This is a genomic window from Glycomyces harbinensis (genome assembly GCF_900101745.1).
GTDB classification, from domain to species: domain Bacteria; phylum Actinomycetota; class Actinomycetes; order Mycobacteriales; family Micromonosporaceae; genus Glycomyces; species Glycomyces harbinensis.
Genome location: NZ_FNAD01000018.1, coordinates 1 through 25,137 on the forward strand (window position 1 = coordinate 1; position 25,137 = coordinate 25,137).

Annotated in this window: 22 protein-coding genes; 13 read left to right on the forward strand and 9 right to left on the reverse strand. The window is 72.1% G+C overall.

Features of this window, described 5'->3' with window-relative positions; genetic code table 11:
- The 5 genes from BLQ63_RS22860 to BLQ63_RS22880 form a co-directional block, all read left to right on the forward strand.
- Positions 1–1,273: RICIN domain-containing protein (locus tag BLQ63_RS22860; RefSeq protein WP_091039851.1), on the forward strand; the 1,273-nt coding region annotated here is incomplete at its 5' end.
- Between the two features lie 133 nt (positions 1,274–1,406).
- Positions 1,407–3,305, forward strand: coding sequence for a glycoside hydrolase family 127 protein (locus tag BLQ63_RS22865; RefSeq protein ID WP_091039852.1), 1,899 nt, complete (start codon positions 1,407–1,409; stop codon positions 3,303–3,305).
- Positions 3,306–3,452: 147 nt separating this feature from the next.
- The gene (locus BLQ63_RS22870; RefSeq protein ID WP_091039853.1) at positions 3,453–4,880 is read left to right on the forward strand and encodes a glycoside hydrolase family 43 protein; all 1,428 of its coding nucleotides are present in this window, start codon (positions 3,453–3,455) and stop codon (positions 4,878–4,880) included.
- A gap of 56 nt (positions 4,881–4,936) precedes the next feature.
- A complete protein-coding gene (locus tag BLQ63_RS22875) occupies positions 4,937–6,304 on the forward strand; it encodes a glycoside hydrolase family 43 protein (protein ID WP_218125450.1) in 1,368 nt (455 codons plus the stop codon).
- A gap of 49 nt (positions 6,305–6,353) precedes the next feature.
- A complete protein-coding gene (locus tag BLQ63_RS22880; protein WP_218125451.1) occupies positions 6,354–9,095 on the forward strand; it encodes a beta-L-arabinofuranosidase domain-containing protein in 2,742 nt (913 codons plus the stop codon).
- 73 nt (positions 9,096–9,168) lie between these two features.
- On the opposite strand, the gene BLQ63_RS22885 is transcribed toward BLQ63_RS22880, so the two are convergent.
- The 5 genes from BLQ63_RS22885 to BLQ63_RS22905 form a co-directional block, all read right to left on the reverse strand.
- The gene (locus BLQ63_RS22885) at positions 9,169–10,593 is read right to left on the reverse strand and encodes a GntP family transporter (RefSeq protein ID WP_177155075.1); all 1,425 of its coding nucleotides are present in this window, start codon (positions 10,591–10,593) and stop codon (positions 9,169–9,171) included.
- A 2-nt stretch (positions 10,594–10,595) separates the two neighbouring features.
- Positions 10,596–11,525 (reverse strand): NAD(P)-dependent oxidoreductase, encoded by a 930-nt coding sequence (locus BLQ63_RS22890; protein ID WP_091039855.1) that lies wholly within the window; start codon positions 11,523–11,525, stop codon positions 10,596–10,598.
- Positions 11,526–11,600: 75 nt separating this feature from the next.
- Complete coding sequence (locus tag BLQ63_RS22895; RefSeq protein WP_218125452.1) at positions 11,601–13,010, reverse strand: four-carbon acid sugar kinase family protein; 1,410 nt, start codon at positions 13,008–13,010, stop codon at positions 11,601–11,603.
- Positions 13,011–13,457: 447 nt separating this feature from the next.
- Complete coding sequence (locus BLQ63_RS22900) at positions 13,458–14,162, reverse strand: FadR/GntR family transcriptional regulator (RefSeq protein WP_091039857.1); 705 nt, start codon at positions 14,160–14,162, stop codon at positions 13,458–13,460.
- Between the two features lie 90 nt (positions 14,163–14,252).
- A complete protein-coding gene (locus BLQ63_RS22905) occupies positions 14,253–14,942 on the reverse strand; it encodes an NUDIX hydrolase (RefSeq protein ID WP_281188136.1) in 690 nt (229 codons plus the stop codon).
- A gap of 169 nt (positions 14,943–15,111) precedes the next feature.
- Here BLQ63_RS22905 and BLQ63_RS22910 point away from each other — a divergent pair, with 169 nt between their 5' ends.
- The 3 genes from BLQ63_RS22910 to BLQ63_RS22920 all read left to right on the forward strand — a co-directional run bounded on the left by BLQ63_RS22910 (position 15,112) and on the right by BLQ63_RS22920 (position 17,355).
- Positions 15,112–16,032: a 5'-methylthioadenosine/S-adenosylhomocysteine nucleosidase family protein gene (locus BLQ63_RS22910; protein ID WP_091039858.1), complete on the forward strand. Its 921-nt coding sequence runs from the start codon at positions 15,112–15,114 to the stop codon at positions 16,030–16,032.
- A gap of 43 nt (positions 16,033–16,075) precedes the next feature.
- Positions 16,076–16,492: a hypothetical protein gene (locus BLQ63_RS22915; RefSeq protein WP_091039859.1), complete on the forward strand. Its 417-nt coding sequence runs from the start codon at positions 16,076–16,078 to the stop codon at positions 16,490–16,492.
- 185 nt (positions 16,493–16,677) lie between these two features.
- Positions 16,678–17,355, forward strand: a complete 678-nt coding sequence (locus BLQ63_RS22920) for a hypothetical protein (protein WP_091039860.1) — start codon at positions 16,678–16,680, stop codon at positions 17,353–17,355.
- Positions 17,356–17,357: 2 nt separating this feature from the next.
- Here BLQ63_RS22920 and BLQ63_RS22925 read toward each other — a convergent pair whose 3' ends face one another.
- Entirely contained in the window at positions 17,358–18,026 is a 669-nt protein-coding gene (locus BLQ63_RS22925; RefSeq protein WP_245681067.1) for a response regulator, read from the reverse strand.
- Positions 18,023–19,135, reverse strand: a complete 1,113-nt coding sequence (locus tag BLQ63_RS22930) for a sensor histidine kinase (RefSeq protein ID WP_091039861.1) — start codon at positions 19,133–19,135, stop codon at positions 18,023–18,025. Before BLQ63_RS22930 ends, BLQ63_RS22925 begins: the two co-directional genes overlap by 4 nt.
- 177 nt (positions 19,136–19,312) lie before the next feature.
- Between BLQ63_RS22930 and BLQ63_RS22935 the strand changes: the two genes are divergently transcribed.
- The 5 genes from BLQ63_RS22935 (at position 19,313) to proC (ending at position 22,820) form a co-directional block, all read left to right on the forward strand.
- Positions 19,313–20,317: a hypothetical protein gene (locus BLQ63_RS22935; RefSeq protein WP_091039862.1), complete on the forward strand. Its 1,005-nt coding sequence runs from the start codon at positions 19,313–19,315 to the stop codon at positions 20,315–20,317.
- 41 nt (positions 20,318–20,358) lie between these two features.
- Positions 20,359–20,886, forward strand: a complete 528-nt coding sequence (locus BLQ63_RS22940; RefSeq protein WP_091039863.1) for a GNAT family N-acetyltransferase — start codon at positions 20,359–20,361, stop codon at positions 20,884–20,886.
- A gap of 48 nt (positions 20,887–20,934) precedes the next feature.
- A complete protein-coding gene (locus BLQ63_RS22945; protein WP_091039864.1) occupies positions 20,935–21,459 on the forward strand; it encodes a GNAT family N-acetyltransferase in 525 nt (174 codons plus the stop codon).
- Position 21,460: 1 nt separating this feature from the next.
- Positions 21,461–21,955 carry a DUF1990 domain-containing protein gene (locus tag BLQ63_RS22950; RefSeq protein WP_091039865.1) on the forward strand — a complete coding sequence of 165 codons (495 nt, stop codon included), beginning with the start codon at positions 21,461–21,463 and terminating at the stop codon, positions 21,953–21,955.
- A gap of 76 nt (positions 21,956–22,031) precedes the next feature.
- Positions 22,032–22,820, forward strand: a complete 789-nt coding sequence (gene proC, locus BLQ63_RS22955) for a pyrroline-5-carboxylate reductase (protein ID WP_218125453.1) — start codon at positions 22,032–22,034, stop codon at positions 22,818–22,820.
- 54 nt (positions 22,821–22,874) lie between these two features.
- Here proC and BLQ63_RS22960 read toward each other — a convergent pair whose 3' ends face one another.
- Together BLQ63_RS22960 and BLQ63_RS22965 are read right to left on the reverse strand one after the other, a co-directional pair.
- Positions 22,875–23,876, reverse strand: coding sequence for a hypothetical protein (locus tag BLQ63_RS22960; RefSeq protein WP_091039866.1), 1,002 nt, complete (start codon positions 23,874–23,876; stop codon positions 22,875–22,877).
- Positions 23,877–23,913: 37 nt separating this feature from the next.
- Complete coding sequence (locus BLQ63_RS22965) at positions 23,914–25,065, reverse strand: trypsin-like serine peptidase (protein ID WP_091039867.1); 1,152 nt, start codon at positions 25,063–25,065, stop codon at positions 23,914–23,916.
- Positions 25,066–25,137 lie beyond the last annotated feature (72 nt).

Consider the following 25,137-nt stretch of genomic DNA (forward strand, 5'->3'; position numbering starts at 1 on the left):
GCTCGGCATCCGGGCCGCCTCGACCGCCAACGGCGCCGAACTCGTCCAATGGAACGCGAACGGCTCCACCGACCAGCAGTTCCGCTTCCTCGACTCAGGCGACGGCTACTACCGTATTCAGGCCCGGCACTCCAATAAGGTCGTCGACGTCGCCTCCGGCAGCACCGCCGACGGCGCGCTGGTCCAGCAGTGGGGCGACGCGAACTCCACGAACCAGCAGTGGCGCGTCACCGAGAGCGGCGGCTACGCCACGTTCGTCAACCGCGCCACCGGCAAGGCCCTCGACCTCTGGGAGTGGTCGACCGTCAAGGGCGCCAGGGTCTCCCAGTACACGCCCACCGGCGCGGTCAACCAGCAGTGGAAGCTCGTCAAGGCCGGCGGCGCCCCCGCCGGCGTCGACGCCCTCGTGGGATTCGGCCAAGGCACCACCGGCGGCCAGGGCGGCACCACCGTCACCGTCACCGACCAGGCCGCCCTCGAGAGCTACGCCAACGCCTCGGGCGCCTACGTCATCAAGGTCGCGGCCGCGATCAACATCAGCCCCAAGGGCAAAGAGATCCGCGTCGGCTCGAACAAGACCATCATCGGCGTCGGGACCTCCGGCCAGATCGTCGGCGGCGGATTCTTCCTCGGCGCGGGCACCAGCAACGTCATCATCCGCAACCTGACGATCCGCGACACGCTCATGGCCGACGACGACCCCGGCGACGACGCGTACGACTACGACGGCATCCAGATGGACACCGCCAGCAACGTCTGGATCGACCACAACCGCATCTACAACATGAACGACGGCCTCATCGACTCGCGCAAGGACACCACGAACCTCACCGTCTCGTGGAACGAGCTGGGCCCCAACAACAAGTCGTTCGGCATCGGGTGGACGGAGAACGTCACCGCGCGGATGACCATCCACCACAACTGGATCCACGGCACCGATCAGCGCAACCCCAGCACCGACAACGTCGCCCTCGCGCACCTGTACAACAACCACCTCCAGGACGTCTCGGGGTACGGCAACTACGCGCGCGGCAGCACCAGGATGGTGCTGGAGAACTCCTACTTCGACAACGTCAACGACCCGTACTACCCGGACGCGAACGCGCAGCTGCGCCAGAGCGGCAGCATCTGCGTCGACTGCACCGGCGACCAGGCGACCCGCGGTTCGGCCTTCAACCCGTCGGACTACTACAGCTACACGCTCGACCCGGCGAGCGGGCTCCCTGCCCTGCTCGACACCTACGCCGGGCCGCAGTCCTGGCTCGGCGTCTGACCGAGGACCGGTCTCCGGAGGCGGCAGGGCCTCCGGGGACCGCGGGTCGGGACGAGGGTTTGGCGAACGCGTTATGTATCGGTAAATTACTGAGGGTTCGCGCCAGTCCGCCGAAGCCCGTAAGGAACCGTCCATGACCCAGCCCCACCGGTCCTCCCTCCCGATCCCCGACGTGGCGATCGCCGACGAGTTCTGGTCGCCGCGCCGGGCGACCGTGCGCGCCAAGACCATTCCGCACCAAGAGGACCGCCTGCGCGAGGGCGGCCAGTTCGCGGCCCTGCGCTTCGAGTGGCGCCCGGACCCCGACGACGACCGCGAGCGCTTCCCGATCTTCTGGGAGTCCGACGTCGCCAAGTGGATCGAGGCCGCCAGCTACGCGCTCGCCTCCGAGTCCGACCCGAAGCTCGACGCGGCCGTGGACGAGGCGGTCGCGCTGCTCGCGGGCGCCCAGCAGGAGGACGGCTACCTCAACGCGTACTTCACCGCGATCAAGCCCGAGGGCCGCTTCACCGACCTGCGGGACGCGCACGAGCTGTACTGCGCCGGCCACCTCATCGAGGCGGGCGTAGCCCACTTCCAGGCCACCGGCAAGACCTCCCTCCTCGACGTCGTGCGCCGCTACGCCGACCTCATCGACCGCGAGTTCGGACCCGGAGGCTCCTGCGAGGGCGGCTACTGCGGCCACCAGGAGATCGAGCTCGCCCTCGTGAAGCTGTTCCGCGCCACCGGGGAACGCCGCTACCTCGACTTGTCGCTGCGCCTGATCGACAACCGCGGCAAGGCCCCGTTCTACTTCGACGAGGAGGCGCGGCGGCGCGGCACCCCGGGCTACTTCGGCGGGCAGGGCGCGGTCGTGCGCTCCGACAAGCGCTCGCGCGAGTACAACCAGTCGCACGCGCCGGTGCGCGAGCAGACCGAGGCCGTGGGCCACTCGGTGCGCGCGATGTACCAGTACGCGGCCATGGCCGATCTCGCGCTCGAACTGGGCGACGCGGGGCTGCGGGAGGCCTGCGAGCGGCTGTGGCGCGACCTGGTCGACACGAAGCTCTACATCACCGGCGGCATCGGCGCCGACCCGTCCATCGAGGGCTTCGGCCCGGCCTTCCACCTGCCCGACAAGGACGGCTACGCCGAGACCTGCGCGGCGATCGGCCTGGTCTTCTGGGCCCACCGCATGATGCTCCTGACCGGCGAATCGACCTATGTGGACGTACTGGAGCGCGCCCTGTACAACGGTGTGCTCTCCGGCGCCTCGGCCGACGGCACCAAGTACTTCTACGGCAACCCGCTCGCCAGCGACGGCTCGGTCGAGCGCAGCGACTGGTTCGACTGCGCCTGCTGCCCGCCCAACCTGGCGCGGCTGCTGACCTCGCTCGAGGAGTACGTCTACGTCGCGGACGAGGCGGGCCCGACGGTGAACCTGTACGTCGCCGGATGGGCCCGCTTCGAGTATGGGGGCAAGCGGGTGCTCCTGAACCAGGAGTCGGCGTACCCCTGGGACGGCGACGTGCGCATCACCGTCGAACCCGAAGCGGCCCTGCGGGTGCCGCTGCGCCTGCGGCTGCCCGAGTGGACCTCGGCCGAGCCCTCCGTCACCGTCAACGGCGCGGCCGTGCCCTTCGCGGTCGACCGCGGCTACGCCGTCGTCGACCGCACGTGGGAGCCGGGCGACCGCGTCGCTCTCTCGCTGCCGATGCACCCGGTCGCGGTCCGCGCCGACGCCCGCGTGGGCGCCGCCCACGGCAAGGTGGCCCTCCAGAAGGGACCGATCGTGCACTGCGTCGAGGAGGTCGACAACGAGGCCCCGGTGCCGCACCTGGTGATCGGCCGCGGCGGCGAGCCCGTCGCCGAGCACCGCGACGGGCTCGACCGGATCACCGTCGCCGGCCTCGTGGACGAACCCGCCGACGGCGGGCTCTACCGCACCGGATCGACCCCCGTGCGCCCCACCGAGATCCGCACCGTGCCGTACTTCGCGTGGGCCAACCGCGGCAAGGGCACCATGGCCGTGTGGGTCCGCGAGACCCCCTGATCGCCTGTTCAGCGGCCCCCGTCCGGACCGGACGGGGGCCGCCGTCGTTGTCGCCTCTCGTTGGATATCGAAGATATTGACTACATCGATACGTGATGTTACTGTTCACATCACGCTTTTCGGCTCCTCGTCTCTCACGGAGTGACCATGTCTTCGAACCCCCGTTCCGCACGCCTGTCGCGCCGCGGCCTCATCGCCGCGGCCGCCGCCGTACCCCTGGCCGCCGCCGTTCCGGCACCGGCGTCGGCCCAGACCGCCTACACCAGCTACCTCATGGCCCACTTCATCGGCGAGGGCTCCGGCGGCGAGCAGACCTACCTCGCCCACTCCGACAACGGCCTCAACTGGACCGACCTCAACCGCGGCCAGATCGTCCTGCGCACCCCCCTCGGCACCAAGGGGGTGCGCGACCACATCATCGTGCGCAACCCCGCCGGGAACCGCTACTGGATCGTCGCCACCGACCTCCACATCGGATCCGGCACGTCCTGGGGCGACGCCGCCAACAGCGGCAGCCGCTCGCTCGTCGTGTGGGAGTCCACCGACCTCGTCAACTGGTCGATCCCGTGGCTGCTCGGCGTCGCCAACTCGATCGGCGACGCGGGCTGCGCCTGGGCCCCCGAGGCCATCTGGGACGCCGCCGCCGGGAACTTCCTGCTCTACTGGGCCACCAACTCCACGCTGAACGGCATCAAGAAGCACCGCATCTGGGCGGCCCGCACCTCGGACTTCCGCTCGATCTCCACCCCGCAGGTCTACGTCAACCCGGCCGGCACCGAAGGCATCATCGACACCCAGATCATCGAGGCCAACACCGGCGGCTGGCGCTACTACCGCGCCTCCAAGGCCACCCAGATCGTCATCGAGGGGTCGAACTCGCTCACCGGCACCTGGACCCGCCTCGGCGACCTCGCGAACCTCACCGGCAGCGGCGTCGAAGGCCCCATGTGGGCGAAGTTCAACGACCGCAACGAATGGGCGCTGTGGCTCGACCAGTACGCCACCGGCCGCGGCTACATGCCCGTCCTCACCACCAACCCCGCGAGCGTCTCGGGCTACCGCAAGGTCACCGGCTACGGCCTCGGCTCGAACCTCAAGCGCCACGGCTTCATCCTCAACCTCACCGCCGCCGAGCGCTCCCGGGTCCTCGCGCGCTACCAGAGCCCGGTGTTCAACCGGCTCCAGTCCCACAACTTCCAGGACCGCTACGTGCGCCACTACAACATGGACGTGCGCATCGAAGCCGGCGTCAGCCCCGGCGCGGACGCCCAGTTCCGGCTCGTGCCCGGCCTGGCCTCCTCCGGCGCCGTGTCGTTCGAATCGGTGAACTTCCCCGGCCACTTCCTGCGCCACGTCGACTACGACTTCGTGCTCGCGCCCCGCGAATCCGGCGGCACGTTCAACGCCGACGCGACCTTCAACCGGGTGGCCGGGCTCGCGGACTCCTCGTGGAGCTCGTTCACCTCCTACAACTTCCCGACCCGCTACATCCGCCACTACGGCTACAGCCTGCGGCTCGATCCCGTCAGCACCGCCACGGAACGATCGGACGCCACCTTCCGCGTCACGACCTGACCCGATCCGGGCCGCCTCCGGGCGGCCCGGTCCCTCCCTCACCGAAAGGCCCGCTCGTGCTCTCTCGACGACGCCTCCTGACGACCGCGGCCGCCGCGGCCGCGGCTCCCCTCGCCTTCGCGGTCCCGGCTTCCGCGCAGTCGAACGCCGCCTACGCCATGGCGTACTTCAAGGAGTCCCCGAACCTCACCGACGACAGCTACGCCCTGCACCTGGCCGTCAGCGCCAACGGTCTCCAATGGACTCCGCTCAACCAGAACCAGCCCGTCGCCACCCCGACCGCGGGTATGCAGGGCCTGCGCGACCCGTTCCTCCTGCGCAAGCGGAACGGCGCCTTCGCCGTCCTCGCGACCGACCTCAAGGGACGGGTCTTCAATCTCGACAACCAGTACATCCACGTGTGGGACTCCGCCGACCTGCGCAGCTTCACCGGCTACCGGCGCGTCAAGCTGCACGACACGGCCACCCACTCGTGGGCCCCGACCGCGTTCTGGGACCCCTCGCGGAGCCGGTACGCCGTCGTCTACTCCGCCTACAACGGCACCCGCGACGTGCTCCTGGTCAACTACACCGCCGACTTCGTGAACATGGGCGCCGCGCAGGTCTTCTTCGACCCCGGCTTCAACGTCCTCGACGGCGACGTCCTGGTCCACGACGGCGCCTTCTACCTGGCCTACAAGAACATGGCCGACGGCAACCTGTACGTCTCGCGCTCCACCACAGGACAGCCGAACACCTTCACCACGCTCACCTCGGGCCTGCGCCAGGGGAGCGCGATCGAGGCGCCGATCCTCGTGAAGTCCTACGCGGGCAACACGTTCTGGCTCTGGGGCGACTCGTTCTCGCCCGACAACGCCGTCTTCTACGCCTGGCAGTCCTCGAACATCGCCGGGAACTCGTGGTCGGCGCTCGACCAGCGCGGCTACACCGCGCCGATCAGCAGCAAGCACGCCTCGATCGTCCCGATCACCGAGGCCGAACGCGCGGCGCTCGTGACCCGCTGGGGCGCACCGCAATGGAACCGGCTCAAGTCCTACAACTACCCGGGCCGCTTCGTCCGGCACGCCGGCAACGTCGGCCGGATCGACCCGTTCCCGATGGAGCCCCCGGCCGACCAGCAGTGGCGCCTGCGCCCCGGGCTCGCCGACGCCGCGGGCGTCTCGTTCGAATCCGTGAACTACCCCGGCCGCTACCTGCGGCACGTCAACTACGCGGTCAACCTGGTCGCGAACGACGGCACGGCGCAGTTCGCGCAGGACGCCACCTTCCACCGCACCGCCGGCCTCGCCGACGGCGCGTGGGCCTCGTTCACCTCCCACAACCACCCGACGCGGTACCTGCGCCACTCCGGTTTCGTGCTCCGCATCGATCCCGTGAGCACCGCGGCCGACCGCGCCGACGCCACCTTCCAATTGACCTATTAGGACTATGGGCGCCCGCCCTCACCGGCGCCCAGTTCAGCAAGGAGCACCCGTGAGATCCGTATCCGTCAACCGCCGCAGGCTCTTCCAGGCCGCGGGGGCCGCAGCCCTCCTCACCGCCGCACCCGGCATCGGCGGTGGAGCCGCCCATGCGGCACTGGCCCCCGCGCGCCCCGACCAGGGCGTCGCGGCCCACCCGTTCGACCTCGGCAAAGTGCGCCTGACCAGCGGACGCTGGATGTCGAACCAGTCCCGCACCCTCTCCTACCTCCAGTCGGTCAACGTCGACCGCCTCCTCTACAACTTCCGCGCCAACCACGGACTGTCCACAGGGGGCGCCGCCGCGACCGGCGGCTGGGAGGCCCCGAACTTCCCCTTCCGCACCCACTCCCAGGGGCACTTCCTCACGGCGTGGGCCCAAGCCTGGGCCGTGCTGGGGGACACCAACTCCCGCGACAAGGCGAACTACATGGTCGCCGAACTCGCCAAGTGCCAGGCGAACAACGCCGCCAGGGGCTTCAACACCGGCTACCTCTCCGGCTTCCCCGAATCGGAGTTCACCGCCCTCGAAGGCGGGACCCTCAGCAACGGCAACGTCCCCTGGTACGCCCTGCACAAGACCCTCGCCGGCCTGCTCGACGTGTGGCGCCTCATCGGCTCGACACAGGCCCGCGACGTGCTCCTGGCCTTCGCCGGCTGGGTCGACTGGCGCACCGCCCGCCTCAGCTCCTCCCAGATGCAGACGGTGCTGCGCACCGAGTTCGGCGGCATGAACGCCGTCCTGACCGACATCTACCAGCAGTCGGGCACCGCCCGCTGGCTGACGGCCGCGCAGCGGTTCGACCACGCCGCCGTCTTCGACCCGCTCGCCGCGGGCACCGACCGCCTCAACGGCCTGCACGCGAACACCCAGGTGCCCAAGTGGATCGGCGCGGCCCGCGAGTACAAGGCCACCGGCACGACCCGGTACCGCGACATCGCGTCGAACGCCTGGGACATCGTGGTCGGCGCGCACACCTACGCGATCGGCGGCAACAGCCAGGCCGAGCACTTCCGCGCGCCCGACGCCATCGCCTCGTTCCTCACCAACGACACGTGCGAGGGCTGCAACACCTACAACATGCTCAAGCTCACCCGCGAGCTGTGGCTGCTCGAACCGGAGAACGCCGCGTACTTCGACTACTACGAGCGCGCGCTGCTCAACCACCTCATCGGCTGGCAGGACCCGGGCAGCGCTCACGGTCACATCACCTACTTCACGCCGCTGCGCCCCGGCGGGCGCCGCGGGGTCGGCCCCGCCTGGGGCGGCGGCACGTGGAGCACCGACTACGACTCGTTCTGGTGCTGCCAGGGCACGGGCCTGGAGACCTTCACCAAGCTGATGGACTCCGTCTACGCCTACAACGGGACCACGTTGTGGGTCAACCTGTTCACGCCCTCGGTCCTCACCTGGTCCGAACGGGGCGTCACCGTCACGCAGACCACGACCTACCCCGCGAGCGACACGACGACGCTCGCGCTGTCGGGCTCGGCGGGCGGGTCCTGGACCATGCGCATCCGCATCCCCGCCTGGACCCAGGGGGCGCAGATCAGCGTCAACGGCCAGGTCCAGTCGGTCGACACGACCCCCGGCACGTACGCGGCCCTCACGCGCACCTGGGCCTCCGGCGACACCGTCACCGTGAAGCTGCCGATGCGCGTCGTCATGCGCGCGGCCAACGACAACGCGAACGTCTCGGCGATCACCTACGGGCCCGCGGTCCTCTCCGGCAACTACGGGAACACGACCCTGAACGCCCTTCCGGCGCTGGAGGTCGCCTCGATCCAGCGGACCAGCACTTCGGCGCTGACCTTCACCGCCACCGCCAACGGCGCCAACGTGAACCTCGGCCCGTTCTACGACGCCCACGGCCACAACTACACCGTCTACTGGAACGCCTCCGGCGAGGGCGGCACGGATACCCCGGCGGGCTACCGGCTGGTCAACGCCTCCAGCGGCATGGTCCTGGGCGTCCAGGACATGTCGACCGCCGACGGCGGCCTGGCGCTGCAATGGGGCGACACCGGCACGGCCGACCACGTCTGGGAGGTCGTGGTCGACGGCGCGGCGGTGAAGCTCCGCAACGGCAACAGCGGCAAGGTGCTCGGCGTCCGCGACATGTCGACGGCCGACAACGCCCAGGTCCTCCAGTGGAGCGACACCGGCACCGACGACCACTTGTGGACCGTCACCGACCAGGGCGACGGGACGCACGAGATCGCCAACGGCAACAGCGGCAAGCTGCTGGGCATCGCGGGCAACTCGACCGCGCAGGGCGCCCAGGCGGTGCAGACCTCCGACGACGGCACCGCGGACAACCGCTGGCGCTTCGTGCCCGACGGTTCCCGGCGCGTGCAGAACCTGCGCAGCGGCATGGTCCTCGGCGTGCAGAACATGTCCACAGCGGACGGCGGCCTGGTCCTCCAGTGGGGCGACACCGGCACCGCCGACCACCTGTGGTCGGCCGTGGTCGACACCGGCGGCTATCTCCGGTTCCGCAACGGCAACAGCGGCAGGGTCCTCGGCGTCGAGGGCGCTTCCACCGCGAACGGCGCCCGTGTGGTGCAGTGGGCGGACAACGGCACCGCCGACCACCGGTGGCGCCTGCGCTACGGCGACGACGGCTACTTCCGCATCCAGTGCGCCAACGGCGGCAAGGTGATCGGCGTCCAGAACGCCTCCACCGCCCAGGGCGCGCAGGTCGTGATGTGGGACGACAACGGCGCCGCCGACCACCTCTGGCGCTTCATCTAGCAAGCGCGGCGCCTCAGGAGGTACGGCGAGCGGCCCGAAACCGAGATCCCGGGCCGCTCGCCGTTCACACCTCTCAAGGAATCGCGGCGTACAGCCCCGCCGTGATGAGGAACCCGAGCAGGCCCAGCGCCGTCGTCATCGGCGTCCACACCCGCAGGCCGTCCTTGACCGACAGCCCCAGGTACCGCGTCACGATCCAGAATCCCGAGTCGTTGACGTGGCTCAACCCCAAGGCGCCGTAGCCGATCGCGAGGGCCACGAGCGCGAGGTGCACCGAGTCGAGGCCCATGGCCTGGACCGCCGGGAGCATGAGGCCCGACGCGGTCGTGATCGCCACCGTGGCCGAGCCCTGCGCGGCGCGCAGGATGAGCGAGATGAGGAAGACCGCGAGCAGCACCGGGATGCCGGCCGAGGCGAGCGAGTCGGCAACGGCCGCACCGATACCGGTCTCGGTGAGGATTTTCCCGAAGCCGCCGCCCGCACCGGTCACCAGGATGATGACGGCCGCGGCGGGCAGCGCCGACTCCATGACCTCGCCGAGTTTCGCGGCCGACCAGCCGCGCCGGACGCCGAGGGCGTACATGGCGACGCCGATCGCGACCGCGAGCGCGAAGATCGGCTGGCCGATCATCGACAGGAACCCGTTCCAGAAGGTCCCCTCCGCGAACCGCGGCGCGACGGTCGTGCCGACCATGATGAGCGCCAAGGGCAGCACGATGATCGCGAGGATGGTGCCCGCGCCGGGCGCGCGCTCGCCGTCCTCGATGGTCCCGTTGCGGGGCCCGTCCTCGGTGCCGAAGCCGTCGAACATGGCCTTGGTGGCCTCGATCATCGAGTACTCGCGCCGGTTGAACCACTTCGCGAGGAGGTAGGCGACGACCGCGAGCGGGATCGAGACGAGCAGCGAGAAGATCGTGATCCATCCGACGTCGGCGCCGAGGATCGCGGCGCCGCCGACGATCCCGGGGTGCGGCGGGACCGCCACGTGCACGGCGAGCATGATCCCGGCGATCGGCAGCCCGAACTTGATCGGGTCGACGCCCGCGGCCTTGGCGAACGCGTAGACGATCGGGATGAGGATGATGAACCCGGCGTCGAAGAAGACCGGGATCGCGAGGATCGCGGCGGCGGCCGTGAGGGCCACGCCGATCCGCTTGGGGCCCATCCAGCTCGTGAACTTCCCGGCGAGCGATTCGGCGCCGCCGGAGATCTCGATGATCTTGCCGAGCATGGAGCCGAGGGCGACCAGGACGGCGACGGACCCGAGGGTCCCGCCGACGCCCTCGATGATCGCCTGGACGACCCCGAGTTTTTCGGGTTCGCCGCCGGAGGCCGGGACGGTGGTGAGCGGCAGGCCCGCGCCGACGCCGACGAGGATCGAGGTGACGATGAGGGCGTAGAACGCCTGCATCTTGAACTTGATGATGAGCAGCAGGAGCAGGGCGACGCCCGCGAGTCCGACGAGGATGAGCGCGGGGAGCGGCAGCGTGTACGTCATGGTCACGCGCCGCTTCTCGGCGGCGCCTGCGGGCCGTCGACCGGTGTGCGCCGCTCGGGTGCGACGACGCGGATGACCGCGGAGTCGTCGAGCGCGCCGAGGCCCTGGGCCTCGCCGATGAGGAACAGCTGCTCGGCCGCGGCGGCGACCGGTGCGGCGAGGTGGGCGCCGCGCGCGGCCGCGCCGACGATGCCGAGGTCCTTGACGAAGATGTCGAGGCGGCTGAGGACTTCGGCGCCGTCCTCGTCGTAGGCCTGGAGGGCGCGCGGGCCGCGGTTGCCGAGCATGAACGAGTTCGCGGCCCCGGCGGTGAGCGCTTCGAGCGTGCGCTCCCGGTTGAGCCCGAGGGCGTCGGCGAGCGCGAGCGCCTCTGCGGCGGCGGCGATGTGGACGCCGCACAGCAGCTGGTTGACGGTCTTGAGGGCCTGCCCGTCGCCGGGCTTGTCGCCGACGACGGAGAGGGTCGAGGCGAGCTGCTCGAGGACCGGCATCGCCTGGGCGAGTGCGGCGGGCTCGGCGCCGACGACGATGAGCAGGTCGCCCTCGCCGGCGCGGACGGGGCCGCCCGAGAGCGGGGCGTCGACCAGGCGGGCGCCGTGCTCGGCGAGTTCGGCGGCGATCGCGCCGATCCTGTCGGTGCCGACGGTGCTGGTGAGGACGACGACGGCGCCGGGCGCGAGGTGCGGCGCGAGGCCGCCGTCGCCGAAGAGCAGGCCGTGGAGCTGCTCGCCGGTGCGGACGGCGACGAGCACCGCGTCGGCTCCGGCGACCGCCTCGGCGGCCGAGGCGGCGGGCGCGACGCCGCGTTCGGCGGCCAGGGCCAGCCGGTCCGCGGCGATGTCGAAGCCTCTGACGGTGAAGCGCTCGGCGAGCCGGGCGGCCATGGGCAGACCCATGGCGCCGAGGCCGACGACAGCGACGTTGCTGGTCACGGTGTTCCTTACTTTGTTGCGGGACGGATCGATCCGGGCGGGGCCGATCCGGGGACTCTTGCGTCGGGGGCGGTGCTACTCGCGGGCTTCGAGAGTGGCGACGACCGCCGCGAGCGAGTCGGCCCGGCCGACGTTGCCGGCGAAGACGACGTAGGGGATGCCGACGGCGGGGCCGGTCTCGGGGCGCCACAGGGAGACGATGCCCGGGAGCATCGGCCCGACGACGGTCGCGCGCCGGATGCGCAGCGCCTCGGAGGCCACGTCGGAGGAGGTGATGCCGCCCTTGGCGACCACGAACCGCGGCGGGGCGAGGTCGAGCACGCGGGCGACGAGGTCGACCACGCCGCCGGAGACCCGGCGGGCGATGTCGAGGCTCTCTTCACCGGTGGCGCCGGTGACGAGTTCGCGCGTGGTGTGGACGATGACGGTACCGTCCTCAAGGGACTGAGCGACGGCGGCGGCCCGCTCGGCGAGGTGCGATTCGCGGCGGTCGTCGATGAGGCTGCGCGCGTCCAGTTCGACTGTGGCGGTGTCGGGTCGCGCTTCGCGGAGCGCCTCGAGCTGCGCGGTGGTGAGCGGCACGTGGCTGCCGACCACGACCAGGCCGCCGCGCTCGTGCGCGAAGTCGATGCGGCCGGCCTCGACCGGTTCTGCGATCTCCTGTCCGATGTGGGCGCGCACGTACGGCGGGCCGACGCGAAGCAGCGATCCAATGCCCTCTTTCTCGATGCGGTGCAGGGCGATCGCGACGCTCCGCAGGTCGGTCTCCTCGAACGCGTCGACGGCGACGATCGTCCCGGCCGCCAGCGGCCGGAGCGCTTCGGCGACCGCTTCGGGGCCGCGGCGGATCACGTCGAGCGTCAATGCGGCGACCTGGTCGGCCGCGACGCGCCCGCCGGTCTTCTCCTCGACCCATTCGCGCAGATCGGAGGAGCGGAATCCGAAGGTGGCGTCCCGGGCGAAGGCCGTCTCGCCGACGGGAGTGGCCTCCCCGTCGACGACCCAGTAGTGGACGCCGTCCACAGTGATGCGTCCCGCGTCGGGGAACGCGGGCACGAGCAGCGTGAGGATCGGCGCGCGTCCGCCGTGGGCGACGATCGCCTCGGCGAGCACGTCGGTCTCCAGCGGGAAGTGGCCGCGCAGGGTCGAGTCGGAGCGGGAGACGAAGGTGAGGCGCTTGCCGGCGCGCTCGGCGGCGGCGAGGGCCACGGCGACGACCTCGCGGTTGCGGGCGGCGGCGGTGGCCTCGTCGAAGGAGCGGGTGTTGGTGAGGACGTAGACCGCGGGGGCGCCGGTGGCGAGGGCCCAGTCGAGGTCCTTGGCCTCCCAGCGGGTGAGGACCGGGAGCCCGGCGACGGACTGGGTGCCGGTCGGGTCGTCGTCGAGGACGACCAGGACCGAGTCCGGATCGGCCTCGGCCCGCACTTCGTCGGCGGTGATCGCCGCAGGGGCGGGCACGGATGCGGTCAGCGTCTCGATGCGCACGGGAACTCCTTCGTCCACGGTCAGGTGTCTCGACCACCCGATATCAGATATCAGATAGCCAACGTCGGCCATGATGCCTCGGAGAAACCGAATTGTCAAGGAGCCCGCCCGCCGGGGCGGTGGAACCAGGCCGAGCACCGGGTCGCCGCCCGCTCGACAGCTCGGCGCCGACTGGATCGGCCGGTCAGCCCGAGCGCCCCGCGCCCCGCGCCCCGCGCCCCGCGCCCCGCGCCCCGCGCCCCGCGCCCCGCGCCCCGCGCCCCGCGCCCCGCGCCCCGCGCCCCGCGCCCCGCGCCCCGCGCCCCGACCGTCCCCTACACGATCGGGTGACAACGCCGCCGCGAGGCACGGTTCTTGTCGCACCCGCGCGGGAAGGTGGGGACTACCTTTCCCCGGGTGGGTGGGGGGTAGGGATGGTTTACGGCGGCGGGTCCAGCGGCGGCCGGCTCAGCGGCGGGCGTGCACGTACTCGACCAGGTCGCCCCTGGTCTGGTCCATGTGGCTCGCCATCGCGTCGCGCGCCGCGAGCGGATCGCCCGACTCGATCGCCGCGACCACCGCCTCGTGCTCGGCGATCGCGTGCTCGCGGATCTCGAACACCGCGCTCGTCTCGCTGCGCGTCTCGGCGAGCATCGCCGTCAGCGGCAGCAGCGCCGCCACCAGGATGCGGTTGTCCGCCGCCCGCAGGATCACCTCGTGGAACTCGAGGTCGGCCGCCACGAACGCGTCCACGTCGGTCCGCTCGTGCGCGGCCTGCATCCGCTCGACCTCCCGGCGCATCGCGTCGAGATCGGCCTCGGAGCGCCGCACCGCCGCGAGCTGCGCCGCGCCGGTCTCGATCATCATCCGCACTTCCAGCAGCTCCAGCGACGAGCGCTCGCGCTCGCCCGCGCTGCGCGCGTGCCGCACCACCGCCTCGAGCCCCGACCACTGCGCGACCGGCGCGACCCGGTGCCGCCTGCCGGGCACCTGCACGATGACCCCTTGGGCCTGGAGCAGTCGCACCGCCTCGCGCAGCGTCAGCCGCGAGACCCCCAGCTCCTCGGCGAGCACGCCCTCCGGCGGCAGCGGCTCGCCGGTGCGGATGGCGCCGTCGATGATGGCGTCGAGCACCTGCTCGACCACCTCGTGCGTCCTGGACGCTCGCGCCATCCCCGTTCCTTCCCGCCGTCGGTCAGCGTAGGTCAATGCCGCTCCCGGCCCGCGCCGCGTCCGCGATCCGGGCCGCGTCCCCTCCGGTCCTCAGCGCCCCGGGGAGAGCGGCAGCGGCAGCCGCCGCAGCTCGCCGGCGGTGTACAGCGCCGCCGGACGGCCGCCGTCCTTGGTGGTGGTCCTGCCGGTCGGCTCCAGGAACCCGGGGACGCGCGTCACCTTGCGGTGGAAGTTCCCCGGGTCCAGTCTCGTCTGCCAGACGATCTCGTAGACGCGGCGCAGTTCGGCGACCGTGAACTCCTTGGCGCAGAAGGCCGTCGCGGCCGTCGAGTACTCCAGTTCCCGGCGCGCGTACTCGACCGCCTTGCGGAGGATGCGCAGGTGGTCGAACGCCAGGGACTCCTTGAGCGCCCGGTCGACCGGCAGCCACTCGGTCGCGGCGGCGTCGCCGCCCGCGTGGTCCGGCGGCACGTCGGCCACCAGCGCGGCGAAGGCCGCGCTGACGACCCGCTCGCGCGGATCGCGGTCCGGCTCCGAGTACACCCCGATGTGCTGCAGCAGGAACTCTCCGGCGGCCACGCCGGTCTCCTCGCTCAGCTCGCGCGCCGCCGCGTCTTCGAGGGTCTCGTCGGCTTCGAGGAATCCGCCGGGGAGCGCGAGCCGCCCCTTGAACGGCGGGTTCCCGCGCCTGATGAGCAGCACGGCGAGCGCCCCGTCGCGGATGGTCAGGATCGCCACGTCCGCCGCGACGGAACTGTGCGGATTCGCAGTGTTGCCCAACGTGTTCCCCCTTATTGATGACTTGACAATAAGGAGGCGCTGTCCTAGGCTTTCCTTGTTGTCGTAGAAACAATAAACGAGGACAGTATAGACGAGGTTTTGTCGGCTAGCCGACAGAACCCTCACTCCCCGAAACGAACCGACACCCGCAGTCACCCTCGGAGACGCCATGAACGACCTCCCGATCGCAGTCCTGGCCACCCCCATCGACGTCGAACGCCGAGCCGTGCTCGAACTCCTCTCCGGCACCGAGCTCACCGAGCACGATCGCGACGGCATCATCTACCGCACCGCCGAGTTCGAAGGGCGCCACGGCGACTGGAACCTCGTGCTCGCCATGACCGGGCGCGGCAACGAGCGCGCGGCCGCCGCCGTCGAGCACGCCCTCTCGACCTGGCGCCCGCAGCTGCTCATCCTCTGCGGCGTCGCCGGCGGCCTGCGCGACGCCCAGGTCGGGGATGTCGTGGCCGCCACCAAGGTCTACGGGTACGAGTCCGGACAGGACACCGACGAGGGCCTGCGCTCGCGCCCCGAGTCGCTGCCCACCTCCTTCACCCTTCACCAGCAGGCGCAGCTGCTCGTCGAGCACCGGGCCTGGTCCCGCCGCCTCGGCACCGGGACGCCCCCGCGCGTCTACCACCGCCCGATCGCGTCGGGATCCAAAGTGGTCACCGGACGCGAGTCGGAGACCGCCGAGCTCGTCCGGCGCCAGAGCGGCGACGCCCAGGCCATCGACACCGAGAGCTACGGCGCCATGGCCGCCGCCTCGCGCAAGAGCGCCGTCGAGGCCACCGTCGTGCGCGGCGTCTCGGACCTCCTCGCGGGCAAGACCAAGGCCGCCGACCGGCTCCACCAGCCCCTCGCCGCCCGCAACGCCGCCGCGTTCTCGCTGGCGCTCATAGCCTCGACCCGTCCCAAGAGCGCCGAGATACGGCCGCTGGCGGGAGGCACGGGCTCCACGTACATCGGCGTGGTCGGCCCGCACTCCCAGGCCGTCACCGGGGCGATGGGCGACAACGCGCGCGGCAGCGTGGTGATCAACAACCGGGGCTGGAACGGCCGCCCCGACGATCAGAGCGCAAGCCTGTGACCGCGCCGAACCCTCCGACCGACCATGTGAGAGAAGGAACCCCATGAGCGACAAGGTGAACGAGCAGACCGAGGACCCCTCGGGCTACGTGTTCCGCGGCAACGTCCAGACCGGCGCCATCGGGAACGGCGCCTCCGCCACCGTCGGCGCCATCGGGGAGAACTCCCGCGGGTCCGTGTACGTCAACCGCGCCCACGCCGAGGAGCGGCTGACCGAGGAGATGCTGGAGCTGGTCGGCGAGCTGCGCGAGCGCCTCGACGAGCACCGGCGCACCGTCGGCGACCGCTACACGGTCATCAAGGACAACCTCGACGACCTCGAGGAGTCCCTTGAGGAGATGAAGCCCGCCGGCCGCATCCGCTCGAAGCTCAAGGCGATCGAGCAGCTGGTGAGCCCCTTCAGCGCCCTGGTCGACCTGGTCCTCAAGCTCATCGAACTCGTCAACCGGCACGAGGCCTGACCGGCCCGCGGACAGGCCGAGGGCGCAAGGGATTCCACCCCCGCGCCCTCGGCCGCTCTCACCGCGCAGGGCCGCCCCGACCCCGGCGCGGGCCGGGTTCGCCGCACCGCTCGCACCGGTCCGGTCGCGAAGCCGGAGTACGGTGATCGCACCCCCGAACCCCTTGAACGCGAGAAGGAAACCGCATGTCAGATCCCCAGGCCGCGCCGCCGGTCCGACTGCGAGCCCGCCCCCACTGGCGCGATGCGGTCACGGCGCTGCCGGCCCTCGTCGTCTTCGCGGGGACGGTGACCGCGTTCGTGCAGGGCACCGAGATCGAGGAGCCCGAAATGGTGCTCCTGGTGATCCTCGCGCTCGGGGCCCTGCCGATCGTCAACGGCTGCTTCCTGCTCCGGGGCGCGATCGTGGCCGAGCTCGACCCCCGCGGCGTCCGGCTGTACCGGCAGGCGCACCGGTTCCTGCACCGCCGCCGAGCGACCCCCGAGTTCGACCTGCCCTGGTCGGAGGTCCAGCGGCTCGTGCTGTGGCACCGGACCATGGCCCGGCGCGACTTCTCCTACAGCGTGACCATGCTCGGCGTGCAGTCGCGGACCCCGCTCGACGCGAAGGGCAAGGCGACCGTCGAGAGCCTCGTGATCGAACCCGATCCCGACCTGCTCGGGGTCTTCGGCGGCGGGCATCCCCGGGAAGGACTCCCCGCGCACCTCCCCGACGCGACCATCGGCCGCTCGGTCGTGTTCAGCGTCGGCGGCGCCCGAGGCCTGGCCGCCGCGGTCGCCCGGTTCGCCCCCGGCGTGCCGGTGATCGACGCCCGCAAAGCGGAGCGCCCCCGCCGGGTCGAGGCCCCCGCCGACGGGACGTAGACCTACTCGGCGAGCCCGGCGTCGTTGACCAGCAGCGCGAGCTGCACCCGGTTGTTCAGGCCGAGCTTGGCGAGCGCGGCCGACACGTGCGTCTTCACCGTGGGGACGCTCAGGTGCACGGCGGCCGCGATCTCGGCGTTGGCGCTGCCGCGGCCCACCTCGACGGCGATCTCGGTCTCGCGCTCGTTGAGCAGCGCGAGCCGTTCGCGGGCCGCGGTCCGCCGGTCCTCGGCGCCGCCGACCGCGAGGCCGATGAGCCGCCGCGTGACCTCGGGGGAGAGGACCGGCTCGCCCGCGGCGACGCGGCGCACCGCCGCGACGATGTCGGCCGGCGGCGTGTCCTTGAGCAGGAACCCGCCCGCGCCGGCGCGCAGCGCCCGCCGCACGTGACCGTCCGCCTCGAACGCGGTGAGCACCAGGACCTCCGGCGCCCCCGGCGCCGAGCGCAGCCGCTCGGTCGCGGTGAGCCCGTCCACGCCGGGCATGTGCAGGTCCATGAGGACCACGTCGGGCCGCAGCCGCTCCACCAGGGCCGGCACCTCGGTGCCCGACCCGGCCTCGCCGACCACCGCCAGGTCCCCGGCGCCGCCGAGGATCATCCGCAGACCCGCCCTCACCAGGGGGTCGTCGTCGACGACCAGGACGTTCAACATCGGGGCACCGTCGCTCATGCGGTCCAGGGTAGCCAGGCCTCGACGAGCCAGCCGCCCTCGGCGGTCGGCCCGTAGGCGAGTCGCCCGCCCGCGAGCGAGGTCCGCTCCTCCAGGCCGATGAGCCCGTGCCCCGATCCGGTCCCCGAGTCGGCGCCCGGACCGGACCGGACGGCGACGCGCAGCCCCTCGTCGGGCCCGCCGTCCACGGTCACGGCGACCGGAGCGCCCTCGGCGTGCTTGCGGGCGTTGGTGAGCGCCTCCTGGACGATCCGGTAGGCGGTGCGGCCCGAGCGCTCGGGCACCTCGCCGTCGGCGTCCACCGCCAGGTCGATCCGCATGCCCGGCCGCGCCTCCTCCACGAGGTCGCGCAGGTCGGCCATGGTCGGCTGCGGCAGTTCCCCGATGGGGGCGCGCAGCACCGAGACGACCTCGCGCAGGTCGCGCATCGCCAGCTGCGACTGCTCGCGGACGACCCCGGCGGCGCGGGCGAGCTCCTCGGGCGGCGCGTCGGGCCGGTACTCGATCGCGCCCGCGTGCAGGCTCAGCAGCGACAGCCGGTGCCCGAGCAGGTCGTGGACCTCGCGGGCCAGTTCCTCGCGGGCCCTCTGGCGGGCCCGTTCCCGTTCGGCGCGTTCCTGTTCGGCCGCGCGGGCCCGCAGCTGGCGCCGGTAGCGCACGAACAGGCCCCAGCCGGCGATGGCGCCCAGGAGCACCACCGAGAACACCAGGCTGCCCAGGAGGCTGAAGCCCTCGTCGGGCCGCAGCGCCCAGTACACGAACGTGGCGCTCAGCGACAGGCCGTAGACCAGGGCCGCGGTGCGCAGCGGGCGGTGGACGACGACCGCGAACAGCAGCACCCCCAGCGGGAACGCGATCGTCTCGGAGACCGTCGACAGCGCGATCGCGGCGACGGCCGCCTGCGTGGGCCAGCGCCGCCGCAGCCACATCAGGCCCAGCCCGATGAGCCCCGCGAGCTGGTCGACCTCGAACAGCCACGGCGGCGAAGGCATCCCGGCCCTGATCCGCTCGCCGACCAGGAACAGCCACGCGAACACCGCGAACGCGAACAGGACCGTGTCGACCGCCCACCCGCGCGCGCCGCGCCGCACCGCCTTCTCGCCAGCCATCGCCCGAACTTAGTCGTTCCCTGCACCCGCACCAAGGACCGGCGCCCGATCCGATACTTTCGTCGGCGCGCCCGGACCCTCGGTAGCGCCGCGCCCCGTGAACGCCATGCCTTCGCGAGGCGGCCCGCTACCGACAACCGATGCGCCCGCCGCGGCCCCGCCCATAGCGTCGAAGGCATGGAAACCGCAACGCCGCCAACGCCGCCGCGCACCAGGCCCGCCGGACCCGTCCGGCTGCTCCTGGTCCTCGCCTTGCTCGTCCTCTCGCCGATCGGCGCCGAATACCTCTCGGGCTACGACGACTCCACCGGGAACCCCCTCGCCCTCCTCGGCGGCCTGTTCGTCTTCATCCCGCTCTACGGGGCCGCCGCGGTCCTCATCCGCGAGGCCGCCCGCCGCTTCGGCATCGACTGGGGCGGCGTCCTGACCATGGGCGCCGCCTTCGGCATCGTCGAGGCCGGGCTCATCGACCAGGCGATGTTCTCCCACAACTACCGCGACATCCCCTACTGGCAGGACCTGGTCGGGCCGACCTGGATCGAGCCGCTCGGCTTCGGCGCCGCCTCCTCGCTGGGATGGATCATCGGGCACATGGTCATGAGCATCACCGCGCCGATCGTGCTCGCCGAAGGCCTGAGCCCGCGCCTGGCCGACCGCCCGTGGCTGCGCGCGCCCGGCCTGATCGCGACGGCGCTGCTGTACCTCGCGGGGGCGTGGACGGTCCTGCGCTGGCACTACGACACCGAGTCCGACCACGCCTCGGCGGGCCAGCTGATCGGCGCCGCCGCCGTGGCGCTCGCCCTCGTCGTCCTCGCGTTCGCCTTCGGCCGCAGGAAGGCCGAACGCGTCGAGCGCCGCATCCCTCCCCTGTGGGCGATCGGCGCCGCCGCCTTCGCCGCGATCTGCACCGTCGGGCTCGACTCCACCTGGGCCGGGGTCGCCCTGATCGCGGCCGCACTGGGCGCCGTGGCCGTCGGCGCCGCCTACTTCGCCCGCTCGACCGCGTGGGGCCGCAGGCAGGTCGCCGCCCTCGCGGTCGGCGCGCTCCTGGCGCAGGCGTTCCTCGGGTTCTTCACGGAACCGCTCGGCGGCGTCGACCCGGTCGCCAAGTACGGCCACAACGTCGCCGCCACGCTGCTGGTCCTGGCCCTCGGCGCCTGGGCGCTGCGCCGCACCCGCTGATTTCCGTTGCGAGGACGAGCGGACTGCGCGAGGCTGGTGAGATGCATGAGGCGCTCACCGACGGCACCGTCACGCTCGTCCCGCTCGGACGGGCGGACTTCGACGCGCACTTCGCGGGCGAGGACGAGCAGCTGGCCCGCTGGCTCTCCGGCGGCCCGTCCACCCCCGAAGGCCTGCGCGACTACCTCGAACGGTGCGAGCGCTGGTGGGAGGCCGGCGGCCCCTTCCACAACTTCGGCATCCGCACCGGCGCCATGCTCACCCTCGCCGGGACCGTGGACGTCCAGGTCGGCATGCCCTACCTCGCGCCCGGCCAGGTCAACCTCGCCTACGGCCTCTACCCGCAGTGGCGCGGCCGCGGCCTGGCCACCCGCGCCGTCGAACTCGCCTGCGACTACGCCGCGGGCCTGGGCTGCGCCGAGGCCGTCATCCGCTGCGCCCCCGAGAACCGGCGCTCGGCCGCCGTCGCCGAACGCGCCGGGTTCACCTTCAGCCAGCGCCGCAGCGAACCCGACGGCACGGTCCTCGACTGGCACACCCGCGCCCTCCACCCCGCAGCGGCGCGCTGAACCCGCGAGCATTGGACACGGCGCGCACCCGAGGAGCACGATGGGGTCATGATCACGATCCGTCCCATCGTTCCCGGCGACGCCGAGCCCGTCGCCGCACTGCGCCGCGCCGGCCGCGACTACCTCGCCCCGTGGGAGCCGGACCGCGGCGAGGAGTCCTACACCGCCGCGGGGATGCGCGAGGCGATCGACGCCTCCCTCGAGCGGGCCGCCGCCGGGACCGCGTTCTCGTACAGCATCACCGACTCCGGCCGGGTCGTCGGCGGGATCGCCCTCAACGCCGTCATCCGCGGCCCGTACTTCCGCTCGTGCAGCTTCGGGTACTGGGTCGCGCAGTCCGAGGCCGGACGCGGCGTCGCCGGCGAGGCCGTGCGCCAGGCATTGGCCGTCGCCTTCGACGAGCTGGGCCTCTTCCGCGTCCAGGCCGAGACCCTCCCGCACAACATCGCTTCGCAGAAAGTCCTGGCGCGCAACGGCTTCGAACCCATCGGCCTCGCCCCCGCCTACCTCAAGATCGCCGGCAAGTGGCAGGACCACCTCCTGTTCCAGGTCCTCAACCCGGCCATGGATTGACATGGACCTCGACGTCAACTACCCCGAAGTCGGCGCGACCCGCCGCGGCGACCTCCCGCCCGGCTACCGCCACCTCACCCGCACCGCCGACCTCGACGCGTCCCTCGCCGCCGCGGCCGCCGTCCTCATGACCTGGGGCCTGCACGAACGCTGCGGCCTCCACCCCGAGGCGACCGAGCCCCGCGCCGCCCCCGGCGTCCGGGTCACCCTCCGCTTCGCCGGCGTCCTGCGCATACCGTGCCAGGTCGTGTGGGCCGAAGAGGACGCCGAGCACGCCGGCTTCGGCTACGGCTCCCTGCCCAGCCACCCCGAAACGGGCGAGGCCGCGTTCCTCCTCGAAGCCGCCGGAGCCGACCGGACGCGCTTCACCGTGCGCTCCTTCTCCGTCCCCGGCACCCTCGCCAGCCGCCTCGCCGCCCCCGTCACCCGGCTCCTCCAGGCCCGCGCCACCGACCGCTTCGCCACCGCCATGCGCGCGGTGGGCGAACGTCACTGATTTCCCCCGAAGTACCCACGCGACCCGCGTGGCACCGTAGATTGCGGCACAGGACCGCTGATTCGGAGGTGCACTCATGGACATCGCACTGCTCGGGGTCGGCCACCTCGGCGAGGCCGTCCTCTCGGGACTGCTGGAGTCCGGGCTCCCGCCCGCGCAGATCTGGGCCACCGCCCTCCCCGCCGAGCGCGCCGGCGCCCTCGCCGACCGCTACGGCGTCGAGGTCGGCACCGACAACACCAGCGCCGTCAACGAAGCCGACATCGTGCTCCTCGCCGTCGCGCCCGAGGACGTCGCGCCCCTGCTCGCCGAGATCGCCCCCGACCTCGAAGAGGACGCCATCGTCGTCTCCCTCGCCGCCGGCGTCACGCTCGCGGCCCTCACCGAACCGCTGCCCGAGCACGTCGTGGTCGTCCGCGCCATGACCAACATCGCCGCCCGCGCCCGCCAGGCGGCCACCGCGCTGGCCGCGCCCGAGGGCACCGACCTCACCGACGTCGAGGACCTGTTCGACCGCGTCGGCGTCACCGTCACCGTCGAGGAGTCCATGATGGACCTCACGACGGCCGTCGCCGGTTCGGGCCCCGCGTTCCTGTTCTACCTCGCGGACGCGATGACCACGGCCGCGGTCGACGGCGGCATGGAGCCGTCCGCCGCCCGTGTCATGGTCGACCAGATGCTCCTGGGCGCCTGCCTGCACCTCCAGTCCACCGACGAGGCGCCCGCCGCGCTCCTGGACCGGATCGCCACCCCGGGCGGGACCACCAGGACCGCGCTCGACGTGCTCGACGGCGCGAACACCGCCGCGACGATCAAGGCCGCCGTCGCGGCCGCGGCCGCCCGCGGCGCCGAACTGGCCGAATAGGACACGGGCGAGCGGGCCGAACCGGATCGGTTCGGCCCGTTCGCATGCCTGGTGTCACTCGGCCGGAACCGGATCGTTCTTCTTGCGCCGCAGGAACAGCACGATGACGGCCGCGACCGCCGCCACCACCCCGGCGATCAGCATCAGCAGGTACGAGGACCGCAGCCCGTCCGTGAAGGCGTCCCAGGTCACCGGCGCGAACGAGGCGTCCTCGGCCCGTTCGATGAACAGCGTCCGGCCCGCGGCCAGGCCGATGAGCGCCCCGCCCGCCATCGCCGCGCCGAGCGCCCCGATCACCAGGAGCGCCGCCCACCGGCGCGGCGCGATCACGAAGGCCAGGACCAGCAGCGCCAGGGCGATCCACGGCAGCCACGTCGCCGCCCACTCCAGGCGCTCGGCGTCGCGCTGCAATTGCGGCACCTGCTCGGACTCGACCAGCACGTACTCGGCCTCGATCTCGGGGATCTCGGCCGCGTACGCGAAGTCGGCCTCGACCAGGCGCTCCTTGACGAGCGCGACCACCCGGCCCAGGTCCAGCGACAGGACGTTCCCGTCCGCGACCACCGACCCGGCGTTCTCGCCGCGCAGCGCCGAGATGAGCGAGGCGTGCGCCTCGGCGACCGCCGCCTCCCACACCTCCAGGAACCGCGGGCTCGCGACGAACTCGTTCACCTCGGTCTCGATGTAGGCGCGCATGGTCTCCGCCGCCGAGGCGACCAGCTGCTCCACCAGCGCCGGAGCGGTCTCCTCGCCGATCCACGAGTTCGCGCTCCGGGCGATCGCCTCGACGTCGATCGCGTCCTCGATCTGCGCGGTGACGAGCGACGCGATCCGCGCCTGGACCTGCGGATCCTCCGCGATCGCCTCGGTCTTGACGGTGAACCGGTCGGTGTCGAACAGTTCGAGCTTCGCGTAATAAGCGGTGATCGCGCCGGTGACGGCGACGACGGCGAGCACGCACAGGAGCATCGCCGCGACCCACCGCGCGATCCTCCCGACGCCGTGCCGCTCCCTCTCGGGCGCGGCCGGGACCTCCTCGGTCGCGGTCTCGTTCACGGTCTCCCCCTCGCCGTCGCCCTCACGGTGTCCGCGTTCAGCCCTCGTAGACAAGGTACGGCGAGATCATGCGGTACACCAAGTCCATGCGCACCGCCTGGTTCGGGCATCCTCCGAAGTGGTGCAGCCCGACGACCTCGCCGGTGGCCCTGTCGATGACCGGCGAGCCCGAGGACCCGCCCTCGGTGTCGCACAGGTAGCTCAGGTCCGAGTTCCAGCCGCGCCCGTCGGCCTCCGGGTCGTGCACCTGGCACTGGCGCCCGGTCCCGTCCGGTTCGGAGCTGCTGGTCGCGGCGATCCGCATCGGCTTCCCGGCCGGGTGCCCGGGGATGTAGACCTTGTCGCCCGCCTGCACCGGCCGCGTGCTGATCGGCAGGCGCGGCAGGTGTTCGATCGCCGACCAGTCCTCCACGGTGAACAGCGTGTAGTCGTAGGTGCGGTCGGTCGCGAGGACCTCCTCGCCGGTGACCTTGATCGGCTCGGCGATCTCGCCGCCGCCGCACTCGAGGCACTCGTAGCCGAACTGGACCTCGACCTTTGCCGCCCGCTCGTCGGTGGAGAAGCAGTGGTTGTTGGTCAGCAGCCGGTTCTTCCCGGCGATCCAGCCGGTGCAGTACGACTCGTCGTCGATGATGAGGCGCGCGACGGCCCGGCCGGTCTCGTAGATGGCCGGGTCGTTCTCCCTGTAGCAGGCGGCGTGTTTGGAGTCGTCTCTGCCGCAGACGCTCTCGGGGCCGGCCTCCCATGCGGACGGGCGCGAGTCCAGCTCGGTCTCGTTGAGCCCGCGGGAGTAGGAGACCAGCCTTGCGGTCGCGGCGGTGCCGTCGGCCGGGTCGTCGTGGAGCGTGACCTCGGCGGTGTCGCCCTCGACTGACAGGGCCCGCAGGCCCTCGCCGTCCACGTCGTCGGCGCCGTAGGTCCGGCTCTCGCCCGGCCCGGTCACGGTGATCGCGTCGCGCTCGCCGAGGCGGACCCGGTCGAAGCGGGCCTTGATGAAGGCCGCCCCCGGGTGGGCGACGGTGCGGGCCTCACCGGCTTCGAGGTCGACGTCGGCGTGCTCGACCTGGGCGATCTGGTCGGCGCGGTACTGCGGCTCGGGCGCCTGCGCGGCGGCCTGCGGCCCCCACGCCAGCATCGCGGCGGCGACGACCCCGGCGGCGGCCGCGGACAGGATTCGACTCGGGTGCAACGGTTCGGGTCCTCTCGATCGGGTGGGCGCCCGGGGCCCCGGGCGCACTGAGGGGCCGCGGCGACGCGGCCC